The organism is Arcicella sp. GW458-12-2-14-TSB2, assembly GCF_059423785.1.
In genome coordinates this window covers 63,362-73,364 of record NZ_JBWKYN010000005.1, presented here as the reverse complement: position 1 = coordinate 73,364, position 10,003 = coordinate 63,362, and the positions used below count along the sequence as shown (strand labels likewise).

The window sequence follows — 10,003 nt, the reverse complement described above, 5'->3', positions numbered from 1 at the left end:
ATACTATTTTTTGAATGGATAGCCAGAATCTTCTTGATAAATCCGCTTGTTGTTTTTCAATATATTGGTTGATTTTATCCTCATTTAAAAATCATAATGCATGATGAATATTAAGGATTTTTTGGCTAACATTGGTTATCAAAAATAAGACTAAACAAAACCCTCTCAAATGTTAAATCAAACCATGAAAATTTTATTTACTTGTTGTAGCATCTTGCTCATTAGTACCTCCTCTTTCGCCCAAGAAGTCATCAAATTGTATCCAAACAAGGCTCCAGGTTCTGAAAGTTGGACTTGGTCAGAAGCTGAAAACACCACTAATCAATTTAATACCAAAATTGTTTATAATGTAGCTGACCCTAGCATTACTGCATTTTTACCCGACAAAGAAAAGGCTACAGGCACAGCCATATTGATTGCCCCTGGTGGTGCTTTTCATACGCTTTCTATTGATAATGAAGGTATTGAGGTAGCTAAATATTTGAATTCAAAAGGAGTCGCTGCTTTTGTGTTGAAATACAGAGTGGCTAGAAGTTTCACAAACGATCCTGTAAAGGAGTTAATGGGTAAAATGGGTAACTTTAAAACCTTGGATGAAGAAAACGCACCAATAATTCCTTTAGCTATTCAAGATGCTGCAACAGCGATTAAATATATTAGAACTCATGCAGAAAAATATGACATTGACCCTACTAAAATAGGCATGATGGGTTTTTCGGCAGGTGGAACATTAACATTGGGAGCGATTTACCAAGCTACTGAAGAGAGTAAACCCAATTTTATTGCACCAATTTATCCTTATACCAAAGCCCTAGACGACATCAAAAATATTCCTAAAGTCAAAACTCCTATTTTTATCGCTTTAGCTTCTGACGACCAGCTAGGCTTTGCTCCTGCTAATGCACAGTTATATTTAGATTGGAAAGCCGCTGGCCAACCCGTAGAAATACATATTTATGAAAGGGGTGGTCATGGTTTTGGCATGAATAAACAAAAAATACCGACAGATACTTGGTACGAGCGTTTTGGCGATTGGTTGAAGCTACAAGGTTATCTCAAAAAACGTTATCCAAACAAATGGGAACAACAATTTAGTGAAGAACAATTAGAAATGTTTTCAAAACAAAATGCTGAAAGAGAAAAAAGAGACTGGGCAAATCTAGTAAAATACAAAAAAGCCAATGCCGAAATTGGCGAGCCGAAACAGGGCAAAACAAGGGTAGTATTTACAGGAGATTCTATCACCGAAGGATGGGTATCGGCCGACCCTGATTTTTTCAATACCAATAATTATGTAGGAAGAGGCATCAGCGGACAAACTTCTCCGCAAACATTACTCCGTTTTCGTCAGGATGTAGTGGCATTGAAGCCAAAAGTGGTTATCATCAATATCGGCATCAACGATATTGCCGAAAATACGGGTGATTATATGCAAGACTATACGTTGTCAAACTATCAATCTATGATAGAAATTGCTAAAGCTAATCATATCAAAGTAATCTTGGCTTCTGTGATGCCCGCATTTGCATTTCCTTGGAGAAAAGAGATTAAAGACGTTCCTGCAAAAGTAATTGCGTTGAATGAAGGGATTAAGCAATTGGCCAAACAAAACAACTTGGTTTATCTTGACTATTTTACTCCTTTGAAAGATGAAAGAAATGGATTGAGTAAAGAAATGGCTGAAGATGGCGTACATCCAACCATCAGTTGTTATAAAATCATGGAGAAATTAGCGAATGAGGCGATTAATAAAGCCTTGAAATAATTCTTTTAATTTGAAGATTTGAAAATGTTTTTGATAAATATTTGATTCTCAAATTTTCAAATCTTCAAATCAATTACTTTCCTACCATGGTTGCAGGTCTGCCTCGCAAAGCTGACCAAGTTTCATCAATGGCTACTTGCGATACCGCTTGAAGTTCAATTAAATCAAATGCTGTCCAAACTGTTTCACGTTTGATGTCACTTTTTATTTTTCCTGTTCCTTTAGGGTAACAAGCCCAGAAAACACAATCAAATTTACCAGCCTTACCCACAGATTTCATCAAAGTCTCCAATTCAGCTTGTTGAATAGCAAACACTTGGACAAAATCATAAATGCCATCCGCTCTTGGTTCAGTATCATAATTTACACCTTCTAATAACGAGCCATACTCTGAGGGAGCATTCACAATCAACAATGCTTTATCGCTATCTAAACGAAGTTTTTTAAATATCTTTTCAGCAGACATAAGTAAAAATGTTATATTACTGTAATCACTAAATCACAATTCACTAACTCACTAATTATTCAATCCCGCACGAATATCTTTCAAAATTCTGTCTCCCCCCAAAGTCAAAATCTTTTCAGCTAGGGCTTCGCCCACAGCAATAGCATCTGTTCCCGTAATCGTTTCTTTTAAGATTTCTTGCCCGTCTAAACTAATGATTCCGCCGGTCATAGCCAATTCATTATTTTCAGTAGGCTGTGCTAGTCCAAAAACAGGAATACTACAGCCTCCTTGCAAACGTCTCAAATAAGCACGTTCTGCTAATAGTTGCTGTTCTGTTTCAGCATGATTGCACAGTGCTCTGATTTTAGCTTTCTTTTCAGCATCTAAACTCGCAGCGCATTCTATGGCAACAGAGCCTTGCCCCACCGCAGGTGTAAAGGTATTAAGCGAAATCAATTCTGCGATATGTTCTTCATAACCCATGCGATGTACTCCTGCATAAGCCAATAACAAAGCATCGCAAACGCCACTTTCTAATTTACCCATTCGGGTTTGCAAGTTACCACGCATATCTACTGTGTGGATATGTGGGTAAAAGTGTTTCAACATTGCCACTCTACGTGTAGAAGAAGTTCCCACGACAAAGGGCTGTCCACTTTCTAAAGAAAGACTTTTATCAAAACTTACCAAAACATCATTTACTCTTTCACGCTCAGTAAAAGCTATTAACTCTAAATCTTCCGCCAATTCCGACTGTAAGTCTTTAGCAGAATGCTGTGCAATATCTATTTCGCCAGACCGAAGTTTCTCTTCTAATTCTTCTGTAAATACACCTTTTGAGCCAATTTTCGACAACGAGCGGTCTAAAATCTGATCTCCTTTGGTATTAATAATAACAATTTCAACGGCTAAACCGCCTTTTTCTAGGGTTTCTTTGATGAAGTATGCTTGCCAAAGGGCTAGTTTTGACCCTCTCGTTCCTAATTTTATTGTACTCATGGTTGACTTATTAGCTTTGAGCTGTAAGCTGCAAGCTTTTATGATGAATGTTTTTATTAACTTTTAAACAATCTACCGACGGTTAATGATAAATCTAAATGTAAAATCTTCGCCCTTGCATTTCTTTCTAAATAATAATATACTTGGCTGAATTCCTGTACAATCTGTTCGATGGCTTCTATTTTTACTGCTTTCGAAAAATTCTGAACGAAAGTAAGCTCCTCTCCTTCTAATCTCACCAAAACCTCTGCACCGTTTTTCCAAAGTAACAAATCTCTGAAAATATTCAATCCGTATTCCATCATTCCTTTTTGCTCTTCTTTGGGTAATGCATCAAATTCGTCGGCTAATTTTATCAAGGCGGCCGCATCGAGCTTATAAGCCATCCGCATCCATTTAGCAAACCACTCATGTTGTGCTTGTCCATCTTGACCTGTCAGGGCAACGGCTTTTGAAATATTACCTTCTGATAAATAAGCAATCTGCTTGGCTCTTTCTTTAACGACGCCTTCTTTCTGAACCAGATACTCAACTGTGTCTTCATCCGAAAGGGCGGGAATCATCACCCTTTGGGTTCTAGAAAGTATGGTTGTTAATAACTTATTCGCATCATTACATACGAGAATAAACAAGGTTTTGATAGGCGGTTCTTCTAAAATTTTCAATAAAGAATTCGCCGATTCTATGTTCATTAACTCTGGTTGCCAGATAATCAATATTTTATATTCTGCCTCAAAAGCTTTCAGTGAGATTTTATCAATGATATTATGTGCTTCCTTAATCGGAATAATACCTTGTTTATTGCCCGTTGTTCCTGTAAATTCCAGCCAGTCGGTCAGGCTACGATACGGACTTTCCATTAAAAACTTCCGCCAAGTAGGCAATAATTCTAAGATGGTTTCTTTGGCACTAGGCGTTGGGAAAATATGGTGAATATCTGGATGCACCATTTTTGCCATTTTGACACACGAAGCACAACGCCCGCAAGCATCCTCCTCTCCTCTTTCTTCGCAATTGATATAAGTGGCATAAGCCCATGCTAAAGCCAGATTGGCTCCACCGACTGCCCCATGAAACAATTGGGCATGAGCCACATGGTTCATCTGCACCGATCGAATCAGCGTATCTTTAATAGACCTTAACCCTGGAATATCTTTAAATAACATTTACTTTCGATTTGAAAATTTGATGATTTGAAAATTTGAAAGTCTACATTGAAGAATATTATTTATTTCTAAATGAAAAATCATTTTCAAATCTTCAAATTCTCAAATTTTCAAATTAAACACTAGTTTGCTCAAAAACTGCTTTTAATATCTGTTCTTCTACTCCGTCAAACTCTTTCCCTCTGCGTTCCAATACAGCACGTGCTACTTGGTTTGCCTTGCGAAGATGATAGGTTTTAAATGTTCCGTTGCCATTGCTCCACGAAAACGAAGGAATATGTTTCGGTTGAAAGTCAGCACCAAAAATATTACAATTTACGCCTACTACCGTACCCGTATTAAACATCGTATTGATACCACATTTAGAATGGTCGGCCATGATTAAGCCCACAAATTGCGACCCTGTATTTTCATATCGATTGGTAACATAACTCCACAATTCCACTTTTGAATAATCATTTTTCAAGTTAGAATTATTCGTATCTGCCCCCCAATTACACCATTCGCCTATCACGGAGTTACCCATGAAACCTTCGTGTCCTTTATTTGAATTGCCAAAGATAACGGAATTACTGATTTCTCCGCCCACTTTAGAAAACGGACCAATCGTAGTATTTCTCCTCATCTTGGCTCCCATATTAATTACCGAGCCCTCGCAGATAGCAAAAGGTCCTTGAATCAAGGCTCCCGCTTGGATATTTACTCCTTTCCCTAGATAGATAGGGCCATTGCTAGCATCCAATACTACGGCTTTTAGTTCTACTCCTTCTTCAATAAAAATCTGCGATTCATTGTAAAAAGCCGTAAATCTATCATTAATGGGCTGTGATGTCCTGTTTTTAGTAATTCTTTGGAAGTCACTCATAATTTGCTCGCCATTGTGTGTATAAATATCAATAGCTTGGCGGATGATTCTGAGGTCTCCTACAAAGTCCACTGTATCGTCAAATATATCAGTTACAGTTTTGCTTCTATAAGCAAGAATAAGCTCTCCTTGTACTAAAGCAGTAGCGGGTGCTAACCCTAAAATAGCTTCTGTTAATAATGCGGTAGGGCAAACAGCACCATTGATAAATACATTATCATCAGCCAACACGAGTGGATATTTGGCTTGTAAATAATCTTGTGTATAAAATGACACATCGCTCACTAGGAAGTCCTGCCATTTCTCACTGATGGTTTGTATACCTATGCGGATTTCACTAACAGGGCGTGTAAAAGTTAGGGGCAACAAAGACTGACGAATCTGTATTTCATCAAAAAGAATAAAATTCATAAAGCTTAGCACGGACGGTCCCGTCCGCAGGGCAAGATTATTTTATGATATGTTGTAATGATACAAAATTAGTGGATGAATAATAGCCACTTTATATCTTAAATATTATCTGTTTATCATCAACAGGTTTATGCCTACAAAGATACGTGATATATTGCCGATAATTTACAACAAAAAAGCCTTTCAGATTTCTCTAAAAGGCTTTTTGTTAATTTCGACTCCTGTTGAGCGGAAGAATTATTTCTTTCCACCGAAACGCTTGTAGAATTTATCAACACGACCCGCAGTATCCAACAATACGTTTTTACCTGTATAGAATGGGTGTGATTGAGAAGAAACTTCGATTTTGAATACTGGATAAGTTTCTCCTTCAAATTCAGTAGTTTCAGTAGTTTTAACACATGACTGTGTTAAAAACTTGTAATCAGCAGACAAATCATGGAAAACCACTGGTCTGTAATCTGGATGAATTCCTTGTTTCATGGTAATATTTTGATTTTGAGACGATTCCCCGCCGTCTCTGTATTTGTATATAATTAGTCTGTTGTTAAATTGGGAGATACAGTATTCAAAGTGTTTAAAGTAAATTAAACGAATTACTGATAACAATCGACAAAGGCACTTTTCTATTTGAGGGTGCAAAATTACATTTTTTTTGGTGGTTTCAAAAACTTTTTTAAGGTAATTTGATTTAAGTTTTTGAGAAAAAGTAATCTATTTTTTTTCAATTTTTTTTTGGTATGATTATTCTAAGTTGAACACTTCGTAGAATGCCACCAGACCAAAACTACTATTGTACATAACACATAGTTTGTATTTTTTTTTGATTCTTAATAGCGATTTATACATTGCGAATAGATTAAGAAATTGTTATCTTTGAAGTGCATACCGAAACCATCCAGCAAAAAGCCTTTGCAGTTATTTAAAGATTTAGCCTATCGAATCAGATTTTGATTTCTTTGCGATAGCTATTATATAAATTCTCAAAATTTTAGATTCAATCATTTTAAATCATTTTTCCCTTTCAAAGAAAAAATAATGATTTGAATAAAAAATAATGGAGATTGCGGAATGAAAAACAAACAGTTTGTGTTCATCTGAACACCACCAAATTGGTATGAATGATATAGTCATGGTATGATTATTTGATTTCTTAAAATGATTATATTTAAACCTGTTTCATTATTTTTCTGAATCAAACACAACAAAAACCCGAGTTATTATGTACGTTATAAAAAGAGATGGCAGACGTGAGTCTGTAAAGTTTGACAAGATTACAGCCCGAATCGAAAAACTTTGCTATAGTCTCGATCCATTCTTTGTGCAGCCTCTCGAAGTAGCTAAAAAAGTTATTACGGGGCTCTATGATGGAGTAACCACGAGCGAATTAGACAATTTAGCAGCGGAAACGGCGGCTTCGATGACAACCAAGCACCCAGACTATGCAGTGCTCGCAGCTAGAATTGCTGTCTCTAATTTGCATAAAGAGACTCTGAAGTCGTTTTCAGCAACAATGAAACGCCTTTATAATTATACAGACCCAAAAACTGGAGAAAACGCAGCGTTATTATCTAAAGAAGTATATGATGTCATTAAGAAAAATGCAGGAGAATTAGATGCTGCTATTATTTATGACAGAGACTTTGGTTATGATTACTTTGGTTTCAAAACTTTAGAAAAGTCATATCTTCTAAAAATGGAAGGTAAGATTGCTGAGCGCCCGCAACACATGCTGATGCGTGTAGCGATTGGTATTCACGGTGCTGATGTTGAAAGTGCTATTGAAACCTACAATTTACTCTCAGAACGTTGGTTTACACATGCCACTCCTACGCTTTTCAACGCAGGTACACAAAAACCACAGATGTCATCTTGTTTCTTATTAACGATGCAAGACGATTCTATCGAAGGAATTTATGATACATTAAAACAATGTGCTAAAATTTCTCAGTCTGCTGGTGGTATTGGCTTGTCTATCCATAATGTCCGTGCTACGGGGTCTTATATCAAAGGAACAAACGGTACTTCCAACGGTATTGTACCGATGTTGAAAGTATTCAATGATACTGCTCGCTACGTTGACCAAGGCGGTGGAAAAAGAAAAGGTTCTTTTGCTGTTTACTTAGAACCTTGGCATGCTGATATTTTTGATTTCTTAGAATTAAAGAAAAATCATGGTAAAGAGGAAATGCGTGCAAGAGATTTATTCTATGCATTATGGATTCCAGATTTATTCATGAAACGTGTAAAAGACAATGACACTTGGTCATTATTATGTCCACACGAATGCCCAGGATTAGCAGATACTTATGGTGAAGAATTTGAAAAACTTTATACAAGTTATGAGTTAGCGGGTAAAGCTCGCAAAGTAATTAAGGCTCAAGATTTATGGTTCGAGATTTTAGAATCTCAAACAGAAACAGGTACGCCTTATATGTTGTTTAAAGACCATGCAAACCGCAAATCAAACCAAAAGAATTTAGGTACTATTAAGTCGTCTAACTTATGTACTGAAATTATGGAGTATACTTCTAAAGACGAAGTAGCTGTTTGTAATTTGGCTTCTTTGGCTTTACCAAAATTCTTAAAAACTAACGCAAGAGGTTTCCAAGAATTTGACCACGAGGCTTTGTATAAAGTAACGAAGGTTGCGACGAAAAACTTAAATAAAATCATCGACCGTAACTATTATCCTGTTGAGGAAGCAAGACGTTCAAATATGCGTCACCGCCCAATCGGTTTAGGAGTACAAGGCTTAGCAGATGTATTTATTTTGTTAAGAATGCCTTTTGAATCGGCAGGAGCAAAACAATTAAATAAAGACATCTTTGAAACGATGTATTATGCTGCCATGGAAGCATCTATGGAGTTAGCAATCAAAGAAGGTCCTTATGAAACTTGGGCTGGTTCACCTATCTCACAAGGTATATTCCAATTTGATATGTGGGGAGTAACGCCAGAATCAGGCCGTTGGAACTGGGAAGAATTAAGAGCGAAAGTAAAAGAACATGGTGTAAGAAACTCATTGTTAGTAGCACCGATGCCAACAGCTTCGACCTCACAAATTTTGGGTAACAACGAATGTTTTGAACCTTATACTTCAAACATTTATGCTCGTAGAGTACTTTCAGGCGAATTTGCTGTAGTGAACAAACACCTTCTTCGTGACTTGGTGAAATTGAACCTATGGAACGATTCGATGAAAAACAAATTGATTTCTGCTAACGGTTCAGTACAAAACATTGCTGAGATTCCTCAGGATATGAAAGATCTGTACAAAACAGTTTGGGAAATTAAACAAAAGGTAATTATTGAAATGGCTGCCGACAGAGGTGCTTATATCTGCCAGTCGCAATCATTAAATATACATATTCAAGACCCGAACTTTGGTAAACTTACTTCGATGCACTTCTACGCATGGGAAAAAGGCTTGAAAACTGGGATGTATTATCTTAGAACAAAAGCTGCTGCCGATGCTATCAAGTTTACAGTCGAAAAACAAGCCGAAGTGGCCATTGAGCAAGCAAATGTTGTGCAAGAGCACGAGATGAGTTATGAAGCTTATGCCGCACAAGCCGCACAAGCAAAATCATCAGCTGCCTCTCTCGTTGTAGGAGGTTTAGACACCGTAGTCGAACAAAACTGGTCGGCGATGCAATGCTCAATTGACGATCCTGATGGATGCGAAGCCTGCGGGTCTTAATAGTTTCAGTGTAGTTGAAGCCCTCAATCTTAACAGATTGAGGGCTTTTTTATAAACTTCGAATAAAATAACTTAAAACAATTCCAGAAAATTATTAATTTAACCGTCTGTTCTTTGAAGTAACATCAAAAAATCACTTAAACAGTCGAGATTCCAATGAAATCAAATAATTATTTATCATTTTTAATTGCGTTATCTGTTTCTATTTTTTTACATATCAATGAAAGCAAAGCTCAATACGGGCAAGGGTATGGACAAGGATATGGAAGGGGTGGCTTAGGTGGTGGCAGACTTCCACAAGCAGGAGAAGGTATGCAAAGGAAACCAGAAAGTATGGACCCAGAAAAAATTGCTACTGAAGAAACCCGTTGGATGACCAAAAAACTTAAATTAACAGAAGAGCAACTACCCAAAATAGAGAATGCTAATATTAATTATGCTTTTAAAAGAATGGATTTTTCAGAAGAGGTAAAAAAGCTTGTACCTCCTATATCAGAAGAAGTTCGTACAAAAATTAGGACAAAAGCCTTAAGCATAAAAGAAGAGAGAGATAAAGAACTGAAAGCGATTTTAACAGAAGAACAGTTTCAAATTTATTTGAAAAAGAAGGATAATTATTAAACACAAAAGCCCTCGAAATCAAATC

The 10,003-nt window shown here is 36.7% G+C and carries 8 protein-coding genes; 3 read left to right on the top strand and 5 right to left on the bottom strand.

Translation table 11 applies throughout. From position 1 onward, the window contains the following. Positions 1 to 184: 184 nt before the first annotated feature. A complete protein-coding gene (locus AC07XN_RS01395; RefSeq protein ID WP_494741782.1) occupies positions 185 to 1,765 on the top strand; it encodes a GDSL-type esterase/lipase family protein in 1,581 nt (526 codons plus the stop codon). A gap of 73 nt (positions 1,766 to 1,838) precedes the next feature. Here AC07XN_RS01395 and AC07XN_RS01390 read toward each other — a convergent pair whose 3' ends face one another. The 5 genes from AC07XN_RS01390 to AC07XN_RS01370 form a co-directional block, all read right to left on the bottom strand. Then, on the bottom strand, positions 1,839 to 2,231 hold the full coding sequence (locus tag AC07XN_RS01390; RefSeq protein WP_494741781.1) for a hypothetical protein: 393 nt from the start codon (positions 2,229 to 2,231) through the stop codon (positions 1,839 to 1,841). Positions 2,232 to 2,282: 51 nt separating this feature from the next. After that, the gene (gene hemC, locus AC07XN_RS01385; protein WP_494741780.1) at positions 2,283 to 3,212 is read right to left on the bottom strand and encodes a hydroxymethylbilane synthase; all 930 of its coding nucleotides are present in this window, start codon (positions 3,210 to 3,212) and stop codon (positions 2,283 to 2,285) included. A 56-nt stretch (positions 3,213 to 3,268) separates the two neighbouring features. Further along, positions 3,269 to 4,378, bottom strand: coding sequence for a DNA polymerase III subunit (locus AC07XN_RS01380; RefSeq protein ID WP_309913026.1), 1,110 nt, complete (start codon positions 4,376 to 4,378; stop codon positions 3,269 to 3,271). A 115-nt stretch (positions 4,379 to 4,493) separates the two neighbouring features. Then, the gene (locus AC07XN_RS01375; RefSeq protein ID WP_494741779.1) at positions 4,494 to 5,654 is read right to left on the bottom strand and encodes a GlmU family protein; all 1,161 of its coding nucleotides are present in this window, start codon (positions 5,652 to 5,654) and stop codon (positions 4,494 to 4,496) included. Positions 5,655 to 5,891: 237 nt separating this feature from the next. After that, positions 5,892 to 6,137: a type B 50S ribosomal protein L31 gene (locus AC07XN_RS01370; protein ID WP_309913032.1), complete on the bottom strand. Its 246-nt coding sequence runs from the start codon at positions 6,135 to 6,137 to the stop codon at positions 5,892 to 5,894. A 739-nt stretch (positions 6,138 to 6,876) separates the two neighbouring features. Between AC07XN_RS01370 and AC07XN_RS01365 the strand changes: the two genes are divergently transcribed. Together AC07XN_RS01365 and AC07XN_RS01360 are read left to right on the top strand one after the other, a co-directional pair. Next, positions 6,877 to 9,357, top strand: coding sequence for a ribonucleoside-diphosphate reductase subunit alpha (locus AC07XN_RS01365; RefSeq protein WP_309913036.1), 2,481 nt, complete (start codon positions 6,877 to 6,879; stop codon positions 9,355 to 9,357). Between the two features lie 156 nt (positions 9,358 to 9,513). Then, the gene (locus tag AC07XN_RS01360) at positions 9,514 to 9,978 is read left to right on the top strand and encodes a DUF4890 domain-containing protein (protein ID WP_309913039.1); all 465 of its coding nucleotides are present in this window, start codon (positions 9,514 to 9,516) and stop codon (positions 9,976 to 9,978) included. Positions 9,979 to 10,003 lie beyond the last annotated feature (25 nt).

Coding starts and splice junctions, on each gene's coding strand:
- AC07XN_RS01395 (WP_494741782.1), top strand. CDS start 185: ATGAAAATTTTATTTACTTGTTGTAGCATCTTGCTCATTAGTACCTCC.
- AC07XN_RS01390 (WP_494741781.1), bottom strand. CDS start 2,231: ATGTCTGCTGAAAAGATATTTAAAAAACTTCGTTTAGATAGCGATAAA.
- AC07XN_RS01375 (WP_494741779.1), bottom strand. CDS start 5,654: ATGAATTTTATTCTTTTTGATGAAATACAGATTCGTCAGTCTTTGTTG.
- AC07XN_RS01365 (WP_309913036.1), top strand. CDS start 6,877: ATGTACGTTATAAAAAGAGATGGCAGACGTGAGTCTGTAAAGTTTGAC.
- AC07XN_RS01380 (WP_309913026.1), bottom strand. CDS start 4,378: ATGTTATTTAAAGATATTCCAGGGTTAAGGTCTATTAAAGATACGCTG.
- AC07XN_RS01370 (WP_309913032.1), bottom strand. CDS start 6,137: ATGAAACAAGGAATTCATCCAGATTACAGACCAGTGGTTTTCCATGAT.
- hemC (WP_494741780.1), bottom strand. CDS start 3,212: ATGAGTACAATAAAATTAGGAACGAGAGGGTCAAAACTAGCCCTTTGG.
- AC07XN_RS01360 (WP_309913039.1), top strand. CDS start 9,514: ATGAAATCAAATAATTATTTATCATTTTTAATTGCGTTATCTGTTTCT.